The organism is Janthinobacterium sp. SUN206 (genome assembly GCF_030587305.1).
GTDB lineage: Bacteria > Pseudomonadota > Gammaproteobacteria > Burkholderiales > Burkholderiaceae_D > Janthinobacterium > Janthinobacterium kumbetense.
In genome coordinates this window covers 2517311-2539306 of record NZ_JAPWIB010000001.1, presented here as the reverse complement: position 1 = coordinate 2539306, position 21996 = coordinate 2517311, and the positions used below count along the sequence as shown (strand labels likewise).

Sequence of the window (21996 nt, the reverse complement as noted above, 5' to 3'; positions counted from 1 at the left end):
CGGCCGCTTGATAATTACTTGGCGGCAGTGCGCGGCACGATTTTTTCAGCCGCTTGCGTGAACTGGTTCACGGCCGACGTCAGGTTCGCTTCGATGGCTTCGACGGCTTGCTTGCTGGTTTTCGAGAATTGCTCGTAGCCTGCATTGGCGTTGCCGATGGCGCTTTTCAGGATGGCGACGGCGTTTTCCGAACCGGCTGGCGCGTTCTTGGTGACTTCTTCCACCAGCGACAGGACTTTACGGTTGGTTTCAGCGATCTGCGATTCAGCAGCTTTGCTGAATTCGGCTTGCGTGCCCGACGTGATGGCAGCCAGGTGACGGCCGTAAGCGATGGCTTTTTCGGCGCCAGGCTGGGTTTGGGCAGAGGCCAGCGAGAAGAATTCTTGTGGATCTTTTGCCGACAGCAATTGCTTGGCGGCGGCGGTCGATTCTTCCAGCGTTGCCTTGGCAGCGGTCAGATTCAGTTCGACGATCTTTTCGATGCCTTCGAAGGCCTTGCCCGTCAGCGACGAGAACAGGGCGAATTGGGCTTCCAGGTTGGCTTTGGTAGCGGACGAAAATTGCTCAGGAATTGAAAACATATAAATCTCCAAAAAATCGAAATCTGGTTAATTTGATGCTGCGTGTACCGTTTGGGAAAGCAGGTGAATCTAAATTTTTCAAGCTGAACAAGAATTGTGCAACGCAACAAACCCTATTCTACGGCGAAAAAAACGTAAGTCAAGCGATTCTTGTGCGATGCAACAATTGAATAGATTTGCATCAAAAGTCATTGTTTCTAAAGAGAAATATTTGATTTCTACCTGTTAATGGTTTGTGCTTAAACTATCGTTTCCAGTGGCTGCGGGGACGATCGCGGCGCAGCATGCTAGACTTTGCCTCCCGCACTGGGCAACGCCCCGGTGCCGATCCCGTTTCCCGAGTCGATACCATGTCCAATCTTCCCGCCGCGGCTGGCGCCAGCGGCAAAGCCTCTTTCCTGACTAATCTGGCGCCGATGGCCTTGCCCGGCTTCTTTGTGTTGTTATGGAGCACAGGTTTTATTGTGGCCAAGTTCGGCTTGCCGTATGCGCCGCCGCTGACCTTTTTGCTGCTGCGCTTCCTGGGCGTGCTGGTCATTCTGCTGCCGCTGGTGTTGCTGTTGCGCGCGCCGTGGCCCGTGGGCCAATTCCGCCAGATCGCCGTGGCCGGCATCCTGATGCAGGCCGGCTACCTGGCCGGCGTGTGGTGCGCCATCAAGCTGGGCATGCCGGCCGGCCTGTCTGCGCTGATTGTCGGCATGCAGCCCGTGCTGACGGCCTGCGCCGCGCCCCTGATCGGCGAATCCGTGCGCCCGCGCCAGTGGCTGGGCCTGTTCTTTGGCTTGCTGGGCGTGGCCCTCGTCGTGTATGCGAAGATCAACCTCGTGGGCCTGACCGTGGAAAGCGTGCTGCTGTGCGTGTTCGCGCTGCTGTCGATGACGGCCGGCACCATGTACCAAAAACGCCACTGTCCGCACTTTGACTTGCGCACCGGCACGGTGGTGCAGTTTGCCGCTTCCATCGTGGTGGTCTTGCCATTTGCCCTGTATTACGAAGGATTGGACTTGCATTTCAGCAATGTTCAATGGACGGCGAATTTCATCGGTGCCTTGCTGTGGTCGGTGCTCGTGCTGTCCATCGGCGCCATCTTCCTGCTGTTCGCCCTGATCCGCCGCAGCGATGCGACGAAAGTGACGGGCTTGCTGTACCTGACGCCGCCCACGACGGCCGTGATGGCCTGGCTGATGTTTGGCGAAGCCTTTAATATGCTGGGCATCGCCGGCATGCTGGTGGCCGTGGTCGGCGTGGTGTTCGTGGTCAAGAAATAATAAGCTATAGCGGGAGAGCAGGGCAGTGAACAAGCAAGCATTGGAAACACCAGCGGCGCAGCAAGCCGTCGATAGCGTCATCCTGTCGCGCCGTTCCATCCGCGCCTTTTTGCCCACGCCGGTGGCGCAGGACGAGATCGCGCGCATCCTGGAAGTGGCGGCGCGCGCGCCTTCGGGCGCCAACATGCAGCCGTGGAAAGTGTATGTGCTGTCGGGCGAGGCCCGCCTGCGCCTGTCGCAGCGCATCCTGGCCGCCTACGCCGCACCGAAGGCGCCCGATGCGCCCGCGCGCACGGCCTCATATATCTATTACCCGCGCCAGTGGACGGCGCCGTTCATCGAGCGCCGCCGCAAGATCGGCCTGGACCTGTACCAACTGCTGGGCCTGGAGCGGGGCGACACGGCCGGCATGGCGGCCCAGCATGGGCGCAATTTCCAGTTTTTCGATGCGCCCGTGGGCCTGATCTTTACCATCGAGCGGGTACTGGAACAGGGTTCCTGGCTCGACTACGGCATGTTTTTGCAAAACATCATGCTGGCGGCGCGTGCGCGGGGACTCGACACGTGCCCGCAAGCGGCCTTCATCCATTACCATGACATCATCCGCGACGAACTGGGCGTGCCGGCCGGCGAAATGGTGGTGTGCGGCATGGCCCTCGGCCATGCCGACCCGGACAAGGTCGAGAACCGCCTGAACACGGAGCGCGAGCCGCTGGCCGGCTTTGTTAAATTCATGGACAAATAGACATTACTGGCGACGGGCGGAGAAAAACAGCCGGTTAAGGATGAGTTTGTTTGCTGAACGCCAACGATTTGTATTTCATTGCTGCAATAAATACTGTCCTAACTGTTAAATAGGCTTGCGATTGCTCTGCATTTCGCTACACTGCAATAAGGCAACAGCTTCACGGGGAATTATCGAATGGCTAAGTTTAAACTTGCGCTGGGTATCCTGGCTTCCCTGCTGTTTGCACTGGCGCCGGCTGCGGCCGTGCACGCCAAGGAAGCGAACGGCAAATCCTCAGCCTCGAAGAAACACAACACCAAGAAAATCAAAGTCGTGCTGCGCAAGGGCGCGACGGCCGCGCCGCGCGAAAAGACCGTGCGCCGGGTCGTCATGGTGCGCGGCAAACGCAAGGTCATCTACCAAAAAGTCAGCAGCGTGGCCGTGCCCATGGCCGCACCGATGCCCACCATGGGCGACCTGGCCGGCCTGAACCTGACGCGCGATCCGCTCGACCTGAAGTCCAGCGTGGCGCTGGTGCTGGACCAGGCGAATGCGGAAGTGCTGTTTGAAAAGAATTCCAATGTCGCCTTGCCCATCGCCTCCATCACCAAGATGATGACGGGCCTGGTGGTGGTCGAAGCGCGCCAGGACATGGATGAGTTGCTGACGATCACGGACGAAGACGTCGACCGCGCCAAATTCAGCAGCTCACGCCTGAAAGTGGGCTCGCAATTGACGCGCGCGAATATGCTGCACATCGCCCTGATGAGCTCGGAAAACCGCGCCGCCTCGGCGCTGGGCCGCAATTATCCGGGCGGCTTGCCGGCGTTTGTCGACGCCATGAACAGCAAGGCGCGCCAGCTGGGCATGATGGATACGCATTACGTCGATTCCAGCGGCTTGTCGAAGATGAACGTGGCCAGTGCGCGCGACCTGGGCAAGCTGGCCATGGCCGCCTTCCGCCATCCGCTGCTGCGCGAGTACTCGACGGACCCGAAAGCCATCGTCGAGGCCAGCGGCCAGCCCATGCAGTTTGGCAATACGAATCACCTGGTGGCCAATCCTGGCTGGGAAATCGGCTTGCAAAAGACGGGGTTCATCAATGAGGCGGGACGTTGTCTGATGATGCAGGCGGTCATCGAAGGACGGGCCGTGATCATGGTCTTCCTCGATTCCAAGGGGAAACAGTCGCGTACGGCCGATGCGGGACGCATGCGCAAGTGGCTGGAAGCATTGAAACCTGCCAATATGAGCTTGCCAGGGGGGTAAGGTGTCCAGGGCGGCACGGCCGCCCTGCATTCTTATTACTCTTGAGGAATGAATCCCAAGGTCACGGAAATCTGGTTCGCCGTTTCCACCAGGTCCACCAGCCACTCATCCTGCAGGCGGTCGGCCGGGGCCGAGATCGACAGGCCGGCGATCAGCTTGCCGGTATCGTCGCGGATGCCGGCGGCCATGCAGCGCACACCCAGTTCCAGCTCTTCATTGTCGCGCGCATAGCCGCGCTCGCGCACCAGGCTCAGCTCGCGCTCGAGCTTTTGCAGATCCGTGATGGAATTCTTGTTGTGTCCGGCCAGTCCCGTGCGCGTGGCATAGGCGCGGATGGCTTTCGGCTCGTCCACGGAGAGGAACAGCTTGCCCGTCGAGGTCAGGTGCAGCGGACCGCGGCCGCCGATGGCGCGCACCACCTGCATGCCCGAGCGCTCGGAAAAGGCGCGGTCGATGTAGACGATCTCGTCGCCCTGGCGCACGGACAGGTTGATGGTTTGCTGGGTTTTCTTGTGCAGCTGGCGCATGAAGTCCAGCGCCGCTTCGCGCACGCTGAGGCGGCTTTTCACCACATTGCCCAGTTCCAGCAGGCGCATGCCCAGCCGGTACGTGCCCGGTTCGATGCGGTCGACAAAGCGCGTCAGCACCATGTCGTTGAGGATGCGGTGCGCCGTCGAGGGGTGCAAACCGGAAACCTTGGATAATTCCTTCAGGCTGACCGGGTCGGAATATTTGGCCAGGGCATCGAGCAGGGCGACCATGCGTTCGATCACCTGGATCGTCGTCTTCGGGGCAGCGACCGGTTCAATTTTCATGATGGATTTGGTGCAATGCAGTATTCATGCTTCTTTATACCATGATGTGAAAAAATAGTGAAATGTTCCGAGATATTCAGCGAATAAATGGTCACAGTGCTATGTCGCCCCCATAATGTGCCCACTGCACTTGCTTTACATATGGAAAACTATGCAACCTGTAAACGAATTCAAAAGTAAAAGTGGCTTGAAACGGATTTTCTCCGCTTTTTTCTACTCGCTCGATGGCTTGAAAGCGGCCTGGCGCCATGAACACGCGTTCCGCCAGGAACTCGGTTTGTTCGTCGTCGGCACCGTGATCGCCTTGCTGCTGCGCGTCTCCGCCTTTGAAAAACTGGTGCTGATCGGCGTGCTGCTGCTGGTGCTGATCGTTGAACTGATCAATTCCGCTATCGAAGCCGTGGTCGACCGCATCTCGCTGGACCGCCATCCGCTGTCGAAGAACGCCAAGGATTTCGGCAGCGCGGCCGTGCTGCTGACCTGCATCCTGGCTTTTGCAGCGTGGTCCGTGGTGCTGTTCAACCGTTTCTATTAACTACTTTATCCCCGTTGCGCGCCGTCCATATGCGAAAAATGTATATCAAACGGCGAAACGCTTCGTTCTCTTTGCGGCCATAGCGCCGTAATCTGGTGGCTCTGAAAGTTCAACCACACGGGGATCTTAGATGCTGTCGAAAAAAATCATCACTGCCGCCGCCATCAGCGCGTTTGCCCTTCTGCAAACGGCGCAGGCTGCCGATATCACCCTGCTCAACGTGTCATACGACCCGACGCGCGAGCTGTACCAGGATGTGAATACGGCGTTTGCCAAGGAGTGGAAAGGCAAGACGGGTGACAACGTCAAGATCAAGCAATCGCACGGCGGTTCCGGCAAGCAGGCGCGCGCCGTCATCGACGGCCTGGAAGCGGACGTGGTCACTTTGGCCCTGGCCTACGACATCGACGCGCTGGCCGAGCACAAGCTGCTGGCCGCCGACTGGCAAAAGCGCTTGGCGCACAACAGCTCGCCTTACACCTCGACCATCGTGTTCCTGGTGCGCAAGGGCAACCCGAAAGGCATCAAGGATTGGAATGACTTGATCAAGCCGGGCGTGTCCGTCATCACGCCGAACCCGAAAACCTCGGGCGGCGCCCGCTGGAACCATCTGGCCGCGTGGGGTTATGCCTTGCGCCAGCCGGGCGGCAACGAAGCCAAAGCCAAGGATTTCCTCGGCAAACTGTATAAAAACGTGCCCGTGCTCGATTCCGGCGCGCGCGGCGCCACCACCACTTTCGTGGAACGGGGCATCGGCGACGTGCTGATCGCCTGGGAAAACGAGGCTTACCTGGCCGTCAAGGAACTGGGCCCGACCAAGTTCGACATCATCACGCCATCCGTCAGCATCCTGGCCGAGCCGCCCGTCGCCGTCGTCGATAAATTTGCCGACAAGCACGGCACGCGCAAGGTGGCCGAGGCTTACCTGAACTACCTGTACACGGACGAAGCGCAAGACATCATCGCGAAGAACTACTACCGTCCGGCAACGGACAAGGCGGCGAAGAAATACGCGTCGCAGTTCGCCAAGGTCAACCTGTTCACCATCGAGCAAGTGGCTGGCGGCTGGACGGCCGCACAGAAGGCGCACTTTGCCGACGGCGGCATCTTCGACCAGATCTATCAGCCGAAGTAATCTTCACCGGCAGGCGGCAACGCTTGCCGGAATCGATCACGCAAGGACACATCATGGCGCTGCGCAGCTTTTCCGATTACCGGGTATTGATCGTGCCGGGCTTGCATAACAGCGGTCCCGAGCATTGGCAGAGCCGCTGGCAGCGCCTGTATCCGCAATTCGAGCGGGTCGAGCAGGACGATTGGAACGCTCCCGACCTGGCCACCTGGTCGGCGCGCCTGGACCAGGTGCGGCGGCAGGATGCGCGTCCCACGCTGATCGTCGCCCACAGCTTCGGCTGCCTGACGACGGCGCACAGCCTGGCCCGCGACCCGCAGGGCGTGGCCGGCGTGCTGCTGGTGGGGCCGGCCGATCCCGACAAGTTTGGCGTGGCCAAGGCCTTGCCGCAAAAGCGGCTGCCTTGCCCCGGCATCCTGATCGCCAGCCAGACGGACCCTTGGATGACGGCCGAACACGCGGCGCAGTGGGCACGGCGCTGGAATTGCAAGTATATTGATGGTGGTGCGCTGGGCCATATCAACGCCGAGTCGCGCCTTGGTGACTGGGTCTATGGCCAGGCGCAACTGCAAACACTGTTTGATCTGGCGCAAAGCGACAAACGCCACCGTCAGGCAGCCTGATTCGACGCACATCCCATTGCCACACAACCTCTCAAGGAGATCACGATGACTTTACGCCTGGGCGATGTCGCCCCTGATTTTGAACAAGACAGCTCGATCGGCCCCCTCAAGTTCCACGAGTGGGCGGGCAATTCCTGGGTGGTGCTGTTTTCCCACCCGGCCGACTTCACCCCCGTGTGCACGACGGAACTGGGCCTGACGGCCAAGCTCAAGCCGGAATTCGACAAGCGCAACGTAAAGGCCATCGCCCTGTCCGTGGACGCGGCCGAGTCGCACAAGAGCTGGATCAAGGATATTGAAGAGACGCAAAACACGGTGGTGGGCTTCCCCATCATCGCCGACGTCGACAAGAAAGTATCGGTGCTGTACGACATGATCCACCCGGAACAGTCCGTCACGGCCACCGTGCGCTCCGTCTTCATCGTCGACCCGAACAAGAAAGTGCGCCTGATCCTCACGTATCCGCTGAGCACGGGCCGCAACTTCAATGAAATCCTGCGCGTCATCGACGCCCTGCAATTGACGGACGGCTACACGGTGGCCACGCCAGGCAACTGGAAAGATGGCGACGACGTCATCATTCCATTGACGGTGCAAGACCCGGACGTGATCAAGCAGAAATATCCGAAGGGATTTACGGCAGCGAAACCCTATCTGCGTTTGACGCCGCAGCCAAACAAGTAATTCCGGGGTCAGTTGCTTCGCAATCGGAATGCGTCCCATTGGGATGCATTCCCCCTCGGGGTCTGACCCCAGCATTTGTCTCGGGTATAAATATGTCTAAGAAGCAAAAACGCACCTGTCCGGTGCGTTTTTTTTCGCCCAGCATTTCCATCGGCAAGTATGCAAAATCCATCTAAGCAAATGAGAAATGGTTAGTTCTTTTTATAACGATTGCATGTGATTATTGCACTCTATAACTCAAAAATGTAATAAGAAGGAGTTTCTATGTCTGCAGCATCAGCAGCACCGCTCAAGGCGCGCGGAGCGCCGTTTCGGGTCATGCCGGGGTTTAAGCTGTCACTGGGCTTCACGCTCTTTTACCTGGCCTTGATCGTTCTCATTCCGCTGTCGTCGGTGTTCCTGAAAACTTTCACCATGACATGGGACGCCTTCTTCAGCGCCGTCACGTCCGACCGTGTGATGGCGTCGTACCGCCTGACGTTTGGCGCTTCCTTGATCGCCGCCCTGTTGAACGTGGTGTTTGGCGGCATCCTGGCCTGGGTGCTGGTGCGCTATAAATTCCCTGGCAAGCGCATCATCGACGCGCTGGTCGACTTGCCGTTTGCCTTGCCGACGGCCGTGGCCGGCATCACCCTGACGGCCTTGTATTCGTCGAATGGCTGGTTCGGCCAGTTCATCGAAGGCGTGCTGGGCATCAAGGTGGCGTTCACGCCGCTGGGCGTGGTGGTGGCGCTGACCTTCATCGGCTTGCCCTTTGTCGTGCGCACCGTGCAACCGGTGCTGGAAGACGCGGAAAAGGAACTGGAAGAAGCGGCCGCCAGCCTGGGCGCCAATTCGCTGCAAACGTTTATCCGCGTCATCTTCCCCACGATCTTGCCTTCCTTGCTGACGGGCTTTGCGCTGGCGTTTGCCCGCGCCACGGGCGAGTACGGTTCCGTGATCTTTATCGCCGGCAACATGCCGATGGTGTCGGAAATCACGCCGCTGTTCATTATTACCAAATTGGAACAATACGATTACGCAGGCGCCACGGCCATCGCCGTGGTGATGCTGGTGGTGTCTTTCCTGCTGTTGTTGACGATTAACCTGCTGCAAGCATGGACGCGCGGAAAGGCGAAGAAATCATGAGTACGAATACGACTAGCGTCGCTGGCGTGGACAATGCGCGCCCGGCAGTGCGCCGCTTCGAGCCGAATGTCGGCCCCGTCGTGCTGGAACCGTTGTGGGTACGCACCGTCCTGATCACCGTCGCCTTGCTGTTTCTGACGGCGTTCCTGATCGTGCCCCTGGTGGCCGTGTTTGCGGAAGCGTTCAAGAAGGGCTGGGAAGCGTATATCGCTGCCATTATCGACCCGGACGCGATTTCCGCCATTAAATTGACCCTGATCACAGCCGCCATCGCCGTGCCGCTGAACCTGGTGTTCGGCGTGGCCGCTTCCTGGTGCATCGCCAAGTTCGAATTCCGCGGCAAGAGCATCTTGCTGACGCTGATCGACTTGCCGTTTTCCGTCTCGCCCGTGATTTCCGGCCTGATCTATGTGCTGATGTTTGGCGCCCAGGGCTGGTTCGGCCCGTGGCTGCAGGCGCACGACATCAAGATCCTGTTCGCCGTGCCCGGCATCGTGCTGGCCACCATCTTCATCACTTTCCCGTTCGTGGCGCGTGAATTGATCCCGCTGATGCAGTCGCAGGGCAGCGAAGAGGAAGAGGCCGCCATCGTGCTGGGCGCCTCGGGCTGGAATACCTTCCGCCGCGTGACTTTGCCAAATATCAAGTGGGGTCTGCTGTATGGCGTGATCCTGTGTAACGCCCGCGCCATGGGCGAGTTCGGCGCCGTGTCCGTCGTGTCCGGCCATATCCGCGGCGAAACCAACACCATGCCGCTGCAGGTGGAGATTCTGTACAACGAGTACAACTTCGCCGCCGCGTTTGCCGTCGCCTCCCTGCTGGCCCTGCTGGCGCTGGTGACCCTGGCCTTGAAAGCTTTCATTGAGTGGCGTTTGAACGAGAGCAACGCCGACGATTCCGCCTTACGTTCCACGGAGCACTGATATGACCATCGCAGTTAAAAACATCCACAAGCGCTTCGGCGATTTCGTTGCCCTCGACAATATCTCGCTGGATTTTCCCGCCGGCGAACTGACGGCCTTGCTGGGCCCGTCCGGTTGCGGCAAGACAACCTTGCTGCGCATTATTGCTGGCTTGGAACATCCGGACAGCGGCCAGGTGCTGCTGGACGCGGAAGACGCGTCGAACCGCCATGTGCGCGAGCGCCAGGTCGGTTTTGTGTTTCAACACTATGCGCTGTTCAAGCACATGACCGTGTTCGAGAACGTGGCCTTCGGCTTGCGCGTGAAGTCGCGCAGCGAGCGCCCGTCGGAAGACCAGATCCGCCGCAAGGTCAAGGATTTGCTGGAACTGGTGCAGCTCGATTGGCTGGCCGACCGCTATCCGCCGCAATTGTCGGGCGGGCAACGCCAGCGCATCGCCCTGGCGCGCGCGCTGGCGGTCGAGCCGCGCGTGCTGCTGCTGGACGAGCCGTTCGGCGCCTTGGATGCCAAGGTGCGCAAGGAATTGCGCCGCTGGCTGCGCCGCCTGCATGACGACTTGCACGTCACCAGTATTTTCGTCACGCATGATCAGGAAGAGGCGCTGGAAGTGGCCGACCAGGTCGTACTGATGAACAAGGGCACGGTCGAGCAACTCGGTTCCCCTGAGCAAGTTTATAACCACCCTGCGTCGCCCTTCGTCTACGGCTTCCTCGGCAACGTCAACCTGTTCCACGGCCGCGTGCATGACGGCGTGATGGCCACGGGCGACGCCAGTTTCGAGGTACCCGATTACGCGGGCGTGAGCGACAGCAAGGGCACGGCCTATGTGCGGCCGCACGACCTGGAAATCGACCGCTATACGCAGGGAGCGGAAGGCATCGTCGTGAAACTGAGCCGCGCGCATGCCATCGGCCCGCTGGCCCAGCTGGACTTGCAGCGTGTGGATAACAGCGAACTGATCGAAGCGGTGATGTCGAACGAGCGTTTTACCCATCTGCAGCTGAAGGAAGGCGAGACATTAGTTGTCCGCCCGAAACGCCTCCATGTATTTGTGGAACCCACCCGAACTTGATACAGGATAGCCATGAACTTTCAACAATTGCGATCGATCCGCGAAGCGGCCCGCCGCGGCTATAACCTGACGGAAGTGGCCAACGCCCTGTTCACGTCGCAACCGGGCGTGAGCCGGCAAATCCGCGAACTCGAAGACGAGCTGGGCGTGGTGATTTTCGAGCGCAACGGCAAGCGTTTGACGGGCTTGACGGAGCCGGGCAAGGGCATCCTGAAGATCGTCGACCGTCTCTTGATCGAGGCGGAAAACCTGCAGCAGGCCAGCCTCGAATACAGCGGCCAGACCAGCGGAACCTTGTCCGTGGCGGCCACGCACACGCAGGCGCGCTATGCGCTGCCGAAAGTGGTGCAAAGCTTCCGCGCCGCTTTCCCCGACGTGCGTATTGCGCTACAACAAAGCGCGCCCGAACACATCGCGGAATGGGTGCTGTCTGGCAAGACCGATATCGGCATCGCCACGGAAGGCTTGAGCCAGTTCCCCGACCTCGTGTCGTTCCCGTGCTACCGCTGGAGCCATTTGATCGTCGTGCCCGACGGCCATCCGCTGCTCGAGCACTCGCCCATCCGCCTGGAAGACCTGGCGAAATATCCGCTGATTACCTACGACAAGGGTTTCACGGGGCGCGGGCATATCGACGATGCGTTTGCCAAGGCGGGCGTGGCGACCGATATCATCCTGACGGCCATGGATTCCGACGTCATCAAGCAATACGTGGCGCTGGGCCTGGGCGTAGGCATCGTCGCCTCGATGGCCTTCGACCATGGCCGCGACAAGGGGCTGCGGGCCGTGGAAGCGTCGCATTTGTTCGCCACCAACACGACGCGCCTGGCCGTGCGGCGTGGCGCCTACCTGCGCGCCTACGCCTACGAGTTCATCCTGCAGCTGGCGCCGGACTTGACGCGCGAAGACATCGACCGCGCCATGGCGGGCGAGGACGCCCTCTAGGCGATGGCCGCCCTTTGCGCGCGCGTCAGGCTGGCCACGGCGCGCGCGTGGCTATCCTGCACCAGTTCCGCCAGGTAATCGGCCGGGAAGCGCGCCACGTCGACGATGGTCACCCAGTGAAAGCGGCCCATGTAACGGGCCGGTTTCACGCCGGGCATGTCCGTCAGTTCGATGAAGCGCCCGGCGCTGGCGCGCAGGCTGAAGCGCCACTGCTCGGGTGCGCTGGTCTTAAAATAGGCAAACTTCTTGCCGCTCACTTCATACACGAGGATGTTTGACGGCGCACCGTACAGCACGGCTTGCGCGCCGGGCAGGGCCGCGCAAACGTCTTTCAGTTCATCACTTGTCATTCGTCAACCGCCATGAATTGTTGGGTGTTATGGTCGAAGGCATAGGCCGCGCCGGTGGGAGCGTCCAGCAGCGCAATGAAACGGTCATCCACGCCGAGCACGGCGCCCAGCGACACGAGGGCCACGTTGGCGCTGTCGTTGATGTAGTCGTCGCTTTCATCATTCGCCGTGAAGCGCCAGCCGCTGTCGTCGGCGTTGTCCGGTTCCTCGCGGTACAGATAGCCGACAGGCGCGCCGTCTTCCAGCACTTTTTTCGTCACGAAGCACAGGCCCGCATAGCGGTTGACGAGGTTGTCGTCATCGTCGTGCTGCGTATTGATGATGTGGCGTGCCGCGAAGGCGACGGGGTCTTTGGCTTGCAGATCACGGATGTAGCCTGGCGTGTTGTCGAGCTTGCCGGTGAAGTGTCCGTGCGGCTCGACTGTGTCGACCAGCACCCACATGCGCTCGGCGCCCGGCGCCTGCGGATCGTCGCTGTGGAAGGCGAAGATCAGCTTGACCACCTCGCCGGGGCGCACCTGGGCGATGGCCTCGGGCGGCGATTTGTAGAAGGTGTAGGGATGGCGCGCCGCCAGTTCGGCGGCGTCGGCCAGGTGCCAGCTGGGCATGGTGATCCGTTATCAAGAAGAGGAACACCCATGGTAGCCGATTGCGTGCCAGGATGACCACGCCTACCTTCAGGCTTGCCGTTGCCGCAGGGCTACACCGCTATCTGGCATGTGCCGATCTGCAACAATCCTGCTGCCAGGAGCGGCGCCCGGACATGGCAGGGAGGGCGGCATGCCCCGCGATAGCAGGCACCGGCCATAAATCGATAAGGCCAATTGAAAATGCCAATGGTAAAAATTGTTTCTTTTATTGCATTTCTATTTCCTGAATGATATCTTTTGCTCTGCGATGTGAGAGTGATAGAAAAATAATTAAAATTGCAATTATTAAAATATTTATATCAGGGGAATATATGAACATGACCAAACGCGCGTTGCTGGGTCTTTGCCTGACCGCTGCGGCTTGCCTGGCGCCATTGGCCCAGGCGGCGAGCTGGGTGGAAATCACCGATCCTGCCATGACGGGCTTTTCGGTGGGCGGCAAGACCGTCACCTATGGCAGCGTGGCAGCGGACTCGGTTTGGGTCTATGACGGCGCCAACCCGCCCGGCGCGCAAAGCGCGGCCGCCATCCAGAGTTTGGTCAGCAGCACGTTTGGCCTGCCGTCCAGCGGTACCGGCTCCTTGGTCTTTGCCGCCCAGGGCGACTTGGCCAGCAGCAACTCTGGTTCGTTCACCGTCAACTCCAGCTTTGACTACCTGGCCGTGCATTATGGCCGTGGCGAACTGTTGTTCCACTGGGACACGCCGCTGGCCGCCAATACGGTTGTCAGCATTGCCAACCTGCCGCGTGGCCTGAGCAATTTCCGCGCGTTCAGTTCGGTTTCGGCAGTGCCTGAGCCAGCGACCTACGGCATGCTGATGCTGGGCTTGGGCCTGGTCGGATTTGTCGCGCGCCGCCGCCGCGCCTGAGCCTGCAGCGCCTGAGGGCGCATGCGCTGACGCATGAAAAAAAGCCTGGAAACGCGATGCGTTCCAGGCTTTTTGCATGGCAGAGCGCCATTTACCAGCTATAGCCGGCCTTGGCGTAGTAATAGCGGCCGTTGAAGCCGTTCGGCGCGAAGCCGCTGTACGGCTGGGTGCCGCCATTGTTGAAGTTGCCCACGCTGGTGACCTGGTCAGGATAGCGGTTGGTGACGTTGTCGATACCGGCCACCAGGCGCCAGTTCTTGCCCAGTTTCACGGAACCGGACACGTCCAGCACCCATTGCGGATCGTAATGCTGGTCTTGCAGGGCATTGTTTTGCGGCACGATGAAACTGCCGTAGCGCGTTACGACGCCGTGTGCATTCCAGATGCCGACGCTGTAATCTGCGGCCAGGCTGAACTTGTCCTTTGGCGAACCGACGGTGGCGCGCTGGATGGTCTGGCGGTCGATCAGTTTCAGGTCGTTGGCCGTCAGGATGGCCGGATTGTCCGCCAGTTTCTGTACCGAGGTCTTGTTGTGGTTGTACGCCACGGTCAAGTCCAGGCGGTCCTTGTCCTGCAAGTCGATGCGGTAGGTGCTGACGATGTCCACGCCTTCCGTGCGCGTATCGACGGCGTTGGTGAAATAGCGTCCTGCACCCACCGGCGTGCCTTGCGCGGCGAGGATGTTTTTCAAAGTAGTGCTGAGTATCAGATTGGAGGAAAACAGGATGCGGTCATCGATGTCGATGCGGTAGGCGTCGATCGTCGTCGTGAAGTTGCGCGTGGGCTGGAATTGCAGCCCCAGGCTGTAGTTGCGGGCTTTCTCCGCTTTCAGGTTTTGTGCGCCCAGTGCGCGCGCCTGCGGCGTGTTGACGGCAAAGGTGCCCGTTTCGATGGCTGTATTCGTGCCATTGATGACCTGGAAGTTGGTGGTGGTGATGGTGTAGTACTGCTGTGCCAGCGACGGTGCGCGGAAGCCGCTCGACACGGTGCCGCGCAGGGACAGGGCGTCCGTGAAGGCATAGCGGGCCGAACCCTTGGCCGAGGTGGTGCTGCCGAAATCGCTGTAGCGCTCATGGCGCAGGGCCACGCCGCCGGACAGTTTTTTCGTCGCTTCCGCTTCCAGGTTGACGTAGATCGATTCATTGTGGCGGCTGTGGCTACCCGCGTTTTCGGGACGGAAGCCGGCAAAGCCCTGCGAACCGGTACCGGTATACGATGCTTGCTCGCCAGCGCCGATCGTGTATTTTTCATGGCGCGCTTCGGCGCCCACGGCCACCGTCAGCGGCCCCGTAAAGTAAGCGACGGGGAATTCGCGTGCCGCGTCGAGATTCAGGACGGTCTGCTCATTTTTCAGCGAGCCCACATAGAAGTGCGTGGGGCTGGCGGCAGCCAGATCGAAATTGACGGTATTGTCGAGATCCAGCTTGAACTTGTTGCTGCCGTAATTCAGGCTGGCATCCCAACGCCAGCCGGCCGCCTCGCCGCGCAAGCCTGTCACCAGCGACTGGTCGGTCAGGGTGCTGTTCTGGATCGGCAGGAAGCCTTCGGGGAAGATCGACGAGCGGGTGACGTATTGTCCATTTTTGTCCTTCACCAGGCCTGCGCGCCAGGTGGCGCCGGCCGAGGTGTCGCGCTGGCCGTAGCCGCCGAAGGCATACCAGTCGAGGTTGTCGCCGAGATGGTATTCGCTGTTGATGAAGACGGTAGCCGGCTTGCTCTCGGCATCGCCGTAGCGCAGGTTGACCTTGCCGTAGCGCGGTTCCAGCGGGTTGCTGAAATCGCGGCCGGCGCGGTTGGTGGGACCGCGATCGGCCACTTCCGCCGAGACGCGCACCCAGCCGTCCTCGCCCAGGGCGAAGCCGGCCGAACCCTTGATGGATTTTTGCTTGCCGTCGCGCTCCTGCGTCTGGCCATAGCCCACTTCGACGTCGCCGCCGGCCGCGCCTTTTTTCAGGATGATGTTGATCACGCCGGCAATCGCATCGGAACCGTACTGGGCCGCCGCGCCATCGCGCAGCACTTCCACGTGGTCGATGGCGGCCAGGGGGATGGCGTTCAGGTCGACAGGCGCCGAGCCGCGGCCCAGGGTGCCGTTGACGTTGACGACGGCCGAGGTGTAGCGGCGCTTGCCGTTCACCAGCACCAGGGTCTGGTCGGGCGACAGGCCGCGCAGCTGGGCAGGGCGCACGGCGTCGCTGCCATCGGCACCCGTCGGACGGGGGAAGTTCATCGATGGCAGCAGGCGCGCCAGCACGGTGGCCAGTTCGGCCGAGCCTGTGCTTTGCAGGTCGCGCGAGGTGAGGATGTCGATCGGCGATTCGGAATCGATGGTGCGGCGGTTCTTGGCGAAGGTGCCGGTGACAACCACCGATTGCAATTCGCCTTCGGCCGGCAGCTCTTGCTGCGCTTGCGCCTGCATGGGCAGGCTGAAGCAGGCGATCAGGCTGGCGGCGATAACGGTTTTCACGGGCAGGGCGGGAAGCTGGGAGCGGGCGTTGCTTGAACTCATCGACGATATCTCTTCGGTTGGTGGTTACGCGGACCATGGCGGTCCGACGATGAAATCAGATTAACAGTGGGCACGTGGCGTGCTTACGAATCGTTCTGTCTATCGATATGCAATAAATATCTGAAACACGTCAACATGGCGCGAGTAGCGCATATGGCCTCGTTTCCAGCATACGGCCGGGCAAGGCAAGGCCGCAATGCTGCACAGCAGTAAATTGCCAGCTGTTGTATAAATACGACTATTGCGAGGAGAGGGGGGAGCCTGGCGGCGGCATGCGCCGCCAGACGCAGGGCGGTTACTGCCCTGGATTGGGCGCACTGGCGTGGATGGCGTCGACGGCCGCCACCAGTTCCGGCGACAAAGTGACTTGATGGGCGTCGATATTTTGCTGCAACTGCTCCACGCTGGTGGCGCCGATGATGGTCGAGGCCACGAACCAGCGCGTGTAGCACCAGGCCAGCGCCAGCTGCGCCGGCGTCAAGCCGTGCGCGCGGGCCAGCGCCGCATACTGGCCGGCGGCCGCGATGGTGGCGGGGCGCACGTAGCGGGGGCTCCAGCCGGCCGGAAAGCGCGTCAGGCGGCCCTTGGCTTGCGGATCGTCGAGGTATTTCGCCGTCAGCTGGCCGAACGCCAGCGGGCTGTAGGCCAGCAAGCTGACATTTTCCCGGTGGCAGGTTTCGTCGAGCAAACTCGTCTCGAAATGGCGCGCCGTCAGGTTGTACAGGTTCTGGATGGAGGCGATGCGCGGCAAGCCCTTCAGTTCCGCCTGCTTGATGTATTCGCACACGCCCCACGACGATTCGTTCGACACGCCGATGTGGCCGATCTTGCCTTCCTCGACCAGCTTGCCCAGCACGGCCAGCGTGTCTTCGATGGCGACGCAAGCGTGCTCCTTGCGCGGGTTGTACACGCTGGCGCCGAAGATGGGCAGGTTGCGGCTGGGCCAGTGCAATTGATACAGGTCAATGTGCTCCGTCTGCAGCCGGCGCAAGCTGTCTTCGACGGCGGCGCGGATGTTGACCGCGTCGTGGTCCGTCTTGCCCTTGCGTATCCAGTGCATGCGCGAATTCGGCCCGGCCACCTTGCTGGCCAGCACGATGTTGCCGCGCTTGCCGCTTTTCTTCAGCCAGCTGCCGATATGGCGCTCGGTGCTGCCCTGCGTCTGCGCGCTGGCCATCACCGGATACATTTCCGCCGTGTCGATGAAGTTGATGCCCCGTTCCAGCGCGTAATCGAGCTGGCTGTGCGCTTCGGCTTCCGTGTTCTGTTCGCCGAAGGTCATCGTGCCCAGGCAGATCCTGCTGACTTCCAGGCTGCTGGTACCCAGCTTGATCTTTTTCATGCGCCGTCCTTAGCGGGCCTGCTTGCCGTGCAGCGCGCGCGCGCAATCCTTGATCAGCGCGGGGCCGGCGTAAATCAGGCCGCTGTACAGCTGCACCAGTTGCGCGCCCGCCTCGAACTTGGCCACGGCGTCGCTGCCCTGCATGATGCCGCCCACGCCGATGATGGGCAGTGCATCGCCCAGTTCCGCCTTCAGCAGGCGGATGACATTGTTCGACAGCTCGAACACGGGCGCGCCCGACAGGCCGCCCGCTTCCGCGCCGTGCGGCATGCCTTCGACGGCGCTGCGCGACAGGGTCGTGTTGGTGGCGATGACGCCGTCGATCTGGTGGCGCGTGAGCGACTCGGCGATGCTTTTCACCTGTTCGCCATCCATGTCCGGCGCGATTTTCAGGGCCAGGGGCACGTAGCGCTTGTGCTTGTCCGCCAGGCGCGCCTGGGCATCTTTGAGCTGCGACAGCAGGGCGTCGAGTTCCGACGCACCCTGCAGCTGGCGCAAATTCTTGGTGTTCGGCGACGAGATGTTCACCGTCACATAGCTGGCGTAGGGGTAGACTTTTTCCAGGCACAGCAGGTAGTCGTCGGCCGCGCGCTCGATGGGCGTGTCGGCGTTCTTGCCGATGTTCAGGCCCAGTACCCCGGCGCGGTCCTGGTAGAACTTCGACGCCTGCACGTTGGCGACAAACGCATCCACGCCGCCATTGTTAAAGCCCATGCGGTTGATGATGCCTTGCGCCTGCGGCAGGCGGAACATGCGCGGTTTCGGATTGCCCGCCTGAGCGCGCGGCGTGACGGTGCCCACTTCGATGGAGCCGAAACCCAGGTCGGCCAGCGCGTCGATGTAGGCGCCGTCCTTGTCCAGGCCGGCGGCCAGGCCGACCGGGTTCGGGAAGGTGATGCCCATCACCGTGCGCGGGTCCGCCGCCGGTTTGCCGGCCAGCTTCGTCAGGCCCAGCGCGCTGGCGCGTTTCAGGGCGGGCAGGGTGAGATGGTGGGCCGCTTCGGCATCCATCGAAAACAGCAAGGGGCGGGCGAGGGAGTACAGGATTTTTTCAGACATGGGGCGCTTTGAGTAGGTATGCGGGCTGCCGGGAAGGGCTGGCGGCGCGCGAAATAAGTGGCGTATTTTACCGTGTTCCGCGCGGCTGCCGGGTGTATAGTTCTTGTTGGTCTAATGCAATATTGAATCCTTGATAATTCGCATTCGACCGTGGACCTTCCTGTTTTTTCTCTGTTCTGTTGACTTCATAAGCGAGACATCGATTGAAAAAGACACGCATCCTGACCGCCATCGCGGCCGCCAGCGCACTGCTGCTGAGCCATCCGGCCCTGGCCCTGCCCAATACGCAAGACACCCGCATGCTGAGCGAACCGGCCGTCTCCAGCCGCCACATCGCCTTCATCTATGCGGGCGACGTATGGCTATCGAACCTGGACGGCGGCGGCGCGCGGCGCCTCACCTCCGACCTGGGCGACAAATCCAACCCCGTGTTTTCGCCCGACGGCAGCCTGATCGCGTATAGCGCCAACATCGACGGCAATGTCGACGTGTATGTGATCGCGGCCGCCGGCGGCGTGCCGCGCCGCCTGACCTTCCACCCGGGTGTTGATCTGGCGCAATCGTTCACCCCCGATGGCCAGTCCGTGATGTTCACCTCGCCCCGCGCCGCCTTCAACAACCGCTTCCAGAAGCTGTTCACGGTGCCGGTGGCGGGCGGCGTGGAAACCCAGCTGGAAATCCCCAACGCGTCGCGCGCCACGTATTCTCCCGATGGCCAGCGCATCGCCTACAACCCGCTGGCGCCCGCCTTCAAGCAGTGGAAGCGCTACCGGGGCGGCACCAATTCCTGGCTGTGGCTATTTTCGTCCAGCGACAAATCGATTGAAAAAATCCCCCAGCCGACGACGCGCTCGAACGACGTCGATCCGATGTGGATCAAGGATACCGTGTACTTCCGCTCGGACCGCAACGGCGAATTCAACCTGTTTGCCTACGACGTCAAGACGAAAGCCGTGCGCCAGTTGACGCAGCACAAGGATTTCCCCGTGCTGAACGCGTCGGCGGCGAACGGCACCATCGTCTACGAGCAGGCCGGTTATCTGCACTCGCTCGACATCGCCAGCGGCCAGGCGCACAAGCTGGTCATCGCCGTGGCCAGCGACCTGGGGCAGGCGCGCCCCCGCTGGGTCAAGAACGCGAAATACATCCGCGACGCGTCGATTTCGCCGTCGGGTGCGCGCATCGCCTTCGAATACCGGGGCGAAATCGTCACCATCCCCGCCGACAAGGGCGACGTGCGCAACCTGACGCAGACGGGCGGCGCCCACGAGCGCACGCCCATCTGGTCGCCCGATGGCCGCTCGGTCGCGTATTTCTCGGACGAGTCGGGGGAATACGAGCTGCATGTGCGCTCGCAGGACGGCAAGGGCGCCGTGAAAAAGCTCAAGCTCAATGGCAGCGGTTTCTATGACAACGCCGTCTGGTCGCCCGACAGCAGGAAGATCGCGTTTGCCGACAATGGCTGGAGCATGTATGTGATCGATGTCGGCACGGGCAAGGTGCAAAGAATCGCCACGGAGCCGATGTATGGCGTCGACAAGAGCATGCGCGCCTCGTGGGCGCCCGATTCGCGCTGGCTGGCCTACACGCTCAATTCGCCCACCTACACGCGCAGCGCCTATATCTATTCCGTCGAGCAGAACAAGTCGATGCCCGTGACCGACGGCTTGTCCGACGTGGCCCAGCCCGTGTTCGACAAGAGCGGCAAATACCTGTACTTCTTCGCCTCGACGAATGCTGGTCCCAGCAACAACTGGTTCTCGCAGCAGAACGAAGACAATCTGGTGACGCGCACCGTGTGGATGGCCGTGCTGCGGCGCGACTTGCCATCGCCCCTGATCAAGGAAAGCGACGAGGAAAAGGCGGCCGGCGCGGAGAGTAAAAAAGACACGGCGAAGGGGGAAGCGGAAGCGAAGAGCGAGCCGAAGGTCGACCCGAAGACGGGGCGCGACGACCCGAAAGTGGTCGTGGCGCCGGTGGCGCCGATCCACATCGATTTCGACGGCATCGCCACGCGCATCGTCGACTTGCCGCTGCCGGCCGCGCAATTCTCCAGCCTGACGGCTGGCGCTGCGGGGCAAATCTTCCTGCTGCGCGAAAGCGACGGCAAGAAGGCCGTGCAGCGCTTCGATCTGAAGGAGCGCAAGGCGGAAACCGTGGTGGCGGAAGCCGATGATTTCGAAGTCTCGGCCGACGGCAAGAAGCTGCTGTACCGCCAGAAGGACAATTGGGCCATGGGGTCGGCCACGGGCAAGCTGCTGGCGCCGGGCGAGGGCAAGATCAAGGTCGACGCCATCGAAGTGAAGGCCGATCCGCGCGCCGAATGGACGCAGATTTTCAACGAGGTGTGGCGCATCAACCGCGACTATTTCTACGACCCGGGCATGCATGGCGTGGACTGGAAGGCCATGCGCGACAAGTACGCCGTGTTCCTGCCCGAGCTGTCCAGCCGCGCGGACCTGAACCGATTGATACAGTGGATGTGCAGCGAACTGGCCGTGGGCCACCACCGGGGAGGCGGCGGCGACGATTTTATCGAGGCGAAGAAGGTGCCGGGGGGCTTGCTGGGCGCCGATTATGAAGTGCGCGACGGCCGTTACCGCTTCAAGAAGGTGTATGGCGGCTTGAACTGGAATCCGGCCCTGCGCGCGCCGCTGACGGAGCCGGGCCTGAACGTCAAGGCGGGCGAATACCTGCTGGCCGTCGACAGCCGTCCTTTGCTGCCGCCGACGAATATCTACAGCGCCTTCGAGAACACGGCCGGCAAGGCCATCGACCTGACCGTGGGACCGTCGGCCGACGGCAAGGGCGCGCGCACCATCACCGTGGTGCCCGTGCCGACCGAGGATGCCTTGCGCAACCGAGACTGGATCGAAGGCAATATGCGCAAGGTCAATGCGGCCACGGGCGGCAAGGTAGCGTATGTGTACGTGCCCAATACGGCGGGGCTGGGCCACACCTACTTCAAGCGCTATTTCTTCCCGCAGGCGGACAAGCAGGCCATCATCGTCGACGAGCGTTTCAACGGTGGCGGCAGTGTGGCCGATTACTACATCGAGATACTGCAGAAGAAGGAAATCGCCTGGTGGACCATGCGCTATGGCGCCGACATGAAGACGCCGTCCGCGTCGATCCAGGGGCCGCGCGCCATGCTGATCGACGAGACGGCCGGTTCGGGCGGCGACCTGCTGCCGTGGATGTTCCGCAAAAACAACATGGGCCCGCTGATCGGCAAGGCGACGTGGGGCGGCCTGGTGGGCGTACTGGGCTTCCCCGTGCTGATGGACGGCGGCTTCATCACGGCGCCGAACCTGGCGTTCTGGACGCGCGAGAATGGCTGGGGCGTGGAAAATGAAGGCGTGCCGCCCGATATCGACGTCGAGCAAACGCCGGCCGACGTCATCGCCGGCCGCGATCCGCAGCTGGAAAAGGCGATCGAGGTGATCCAGGCCGAACTGGCGAAGAATCCGCCCGTGCAGCCCAAGCGTCCTGCGTTTCCGGACAAGAGCAGGTAA

General features: G+C 61.4%; 20 protein-coding genes. 13 read left to right on the top strand and 7 right to left on the bottom strand.

Annotation, left to right across the window (positions count from 1 at the left end; translation table 11 throughout):
- Window positions 1-14: 14 nt before the first annotated feature.
- Window positions 15-581, bottom strand: coding sequence for a phasin family protein (locus tag O3300_RS11465; protein ID WP_305052962.1), 567 nt, complete (start codon window positions 579-581; stop codon window positions 15-17).
- A gap of 350 nt (window positions 582-931) precedes the next feature.
- Here O3300_RS11465 and O3300_RS11460 point away from each other — a divergent pair, with 350 nt between their 5' ends.
- From O3300_RS11460 to pbpG, 3 genes are all read left to right on the top strand, one after another.
- On the top strand, window positions 932-1849 hold the full coding sequence (locus O3300_RS11460) for a DMT family transporter (protein WP_369812177.1): 918 nt from the start codon (window positions 932-934) through the stop codon (window positions 1847-1849).
- Window positions 1850-1874: 25 nt separating this feature from the next.
- Window positions 1875-2594 carry a nitroreductase gene (locus O3300_RS11455; protein WP_305052961.1) on the top strand — a complete coding sequence of 240 codons (720 nt, stop codon included), beginning with the start codon at window positions 1875-1877 and terminating at the stop codon, window positions 2592-2594.
- Between the two features lie 177 nt (window positions 2595-2771).
- The gene (pbpG, locus tag O3300_RS11450; RefSeq protein ID WP_099666799.1) at window positions 2772-3845 is read left to right on the top strand and encodes a D-alanyl-D-alanine endopeptidase; all 1074 of its coding nucleotides are present in this window, start codon (window positions 2772-2774) and stop codon (window positions 3843-3845) included.
- Window positions 3846-3880: 35 nt separating this feature from the next.
- Here pbpG and O3300_RS11445 read toward each other — a convergent pair whose 3' ends face one another.
- Window positions 3881-4660, bottom strand: coding sequence for an IclR family transcriptional regulator (locus O3300_RS11445; RefSeq protein ID WP_099378009.1), 780 nt, complete (start codon window positions 4658-4660; stop codon window positions 3881-3883).
- 151 nt (window positions 4661-4811) lie between these two features.
- Between O3300_RS11445 and O3300_RS11440 the strand changes: the two genes are divergently transcribed.
- From O3300_RS11440 to O3300_RS11405, 8 genes are all read left to right on the top strand, one after another.
- Complete coding sequence (locus O3300_RS11440) at window positions 4812-5195, top strand: diacylglycerol kinase (protein WP_305052960.1); 384 nt, start codon at window positions 4812-4814, stop codon at window positions 5193-5195.
- Between the two features lie 130 nt (window positions 5196-5325).
- Window positions 5326-6330, top strand: coding sequence for a sulfate ABC transporter substrate-binding protein (locus O3300_RS11435; protein WP_099666802.1), 1005 nt, complete (start codon window positions 5326-5328; stop codon window positions 6328-6330).
- Between the two features lie 53 nt (window positions 6331-6383).
- Entirely contained in the window at window positions 6384-6950 is a 567-nt protein-coding gene (locus O3300_RS11430) for an alpha/beta hydrolase (protein WP_034747509.1), read from the top strand.
- 45 nt (window positions 6951-6995) lie between these two features.
- Complete coding sequence (locus tag O3300_RS11425) at window positions 6996-7634, top strand: peroxiredoxin (RefSeq protein WP_034785187.1); 639 nt, start codon at window positions 6996-6998, stop codon at window positions 7632-7634.
- A 318-nt stretch (window positions 7635-7952) separates the two neighbouring features.
- On the top strand, window positions 7953-8762 hold the full coding sequence (cysT, locus tag O3300_RS11420; RefSeq protein ID WP_099408869.1) for a sulfate ABC transporter permease subunit CysT: 810 nt from the start codon (window positions 7953-7955) through the stop codon (window positions 8760-8762).
- Window positions 8759-9685 (top strand): sulfate ABC transporter permease subunit CysW, encoded by a 927-nt coding sequence (gene cysW / locus O3300_RS11415; protein WP_251350677.1) that lies wholly within the window; start codon window positions 8759-8761, stop codon window positions 9683-9685. The genes cysT and cysW overlap by 4 nt, the downstream gene beginning before the upstream one ends.
- Before the next feature lies 1 nt (window position 9686).
- On the top strand, window positions 9687-10757 hold the full coding sequence (locus O3300_RS11410; protein WP_034747519.1) for a sulfate/molybdate ABC transporter ATP-binding protein: 1071 nt from the start codon (window positions 9687-9689) through the stop codon (window positions 10755-10757).
- Window positions 10758-10769: 12 nt separating this feature from the next.
- Window positions 10770-11702 carry a CysB family HTH-type transcriptional regulator gene (locus O3300_RS11405; RefSeq protein WP_070256667.1) on the top strand — a complete coding sequence of 311 codons (933 nt, stop codon included), beginning with the start codon at window positions 10770-10772 and terminating at the stop codon, window positions 11700-11702.
- On the opposite strand, the gene O3300_RS11400 is transcribed toward O3300_RS11405, so the two are convergent.
- Both O3300_RS11400 and O3300_RS11395 read right to left on the bottom strand, forming a co-directional pair.
- Window positions 11699-12052, bottom strand: coding sequence for an MmcQ/YjbR family DNA-binding protein (locus O3300_RS11400; protein WP_289898687.1), 354 nt, complete (start codon window positions 12050-12052; stop codon window positions 11699-11701). The two genes, O3300_RS11405 and O3300_RS11400, sit on opposite strands and share 4 nt — an antisense overlap.
- Window positions 12049-12660, bottom strand: a complete 612-nt coding sequence (locus O3300_RS11395) for a DUF2185 domain-containing protein (protein ID WP_305052959.1) — start codon at window positions 12658-12660, stop codon at window positions 12049-12051. Before O3300_RS11395 ends, O3300_RS11400 begins: the two co-directional genes overlap by 4 nt.
- A gap of 353 nt (window positions 12661-13013) precedes the next feature.
- Here O3300_RS11395 and O3300_RS11390 point away from each other — a divergent pair, with 353 nt between their 5' ends.
- Complete coding sequence (locus tag O3300_RS11390; protein WP_305052958.1) at window positions 13014-13571, top strand: PEP-CTERM sorting domain-containing protein; 558 nt, start codon at window positions 13014-13016, stop codon at window positions 13569-13571.
- Window positions 13572-13662: 91 nt separating this feature from the next.
- Here the strand turns inward: O3300_RS11390 and O3300_RS11385 are convergent, their stop codons facing one another.
- The 3 genes from O3300_RS11385 to O3300_RS11375 all read right to left on the bottom strand — a co-directional run bounded on the left by O3300_RS11385 (window position 13663) and on the right by O3300_RS11375 (window position 18481).
- Window positions 13663-16080 (bottom strand): TonB-dependent siderophore receptor, encoded by a 2418-nt coding sequence (locus O3300_RS11385; protein ID WP_305052957.1) that lies wholly within the window; start codon window positions 16078-16080, stop codon window positions 13663-13665.
- A 295-nt stretch (window positions 16081-16375) separates the two neighbouring features.
- Window positions 16376-17422, bottom strand: a complete 1047-nt coding sequence (locus O3300_RS11380) for an aldo/keto reductase (RefSeq protein WP_305052956.1) — start codon at window positions 17420-17422, stop codon at window positions 16376-16378.
- Window positions 17423-17431: 9 nt separating this feature from the next.
- Window positions 17432-18481 (bottom strand): quinone-dependent dihydroorotate dehydrogenase, encoded by a 1050-nt coding sequence (locus O3300_RS11375; protein ID WP_305052955.1) that lies wholly within the window; start codon window positions 18479-18481, stop codon window positions 17432-17434.
- Window positions 18482-18684: 203 nt separating this feature from the next.
- On the opposite strand from O3300_RS11375, the gene O3300_RS11370 reads away from it, so the two are divergent.
- Entirely contained in the window at window positions 18685-21996 is a 3312-nt protein-coding gene (locus tag O3300_RS11370) for a S41 family peptidase (protein ID WP_305052954.1), read from the top strand.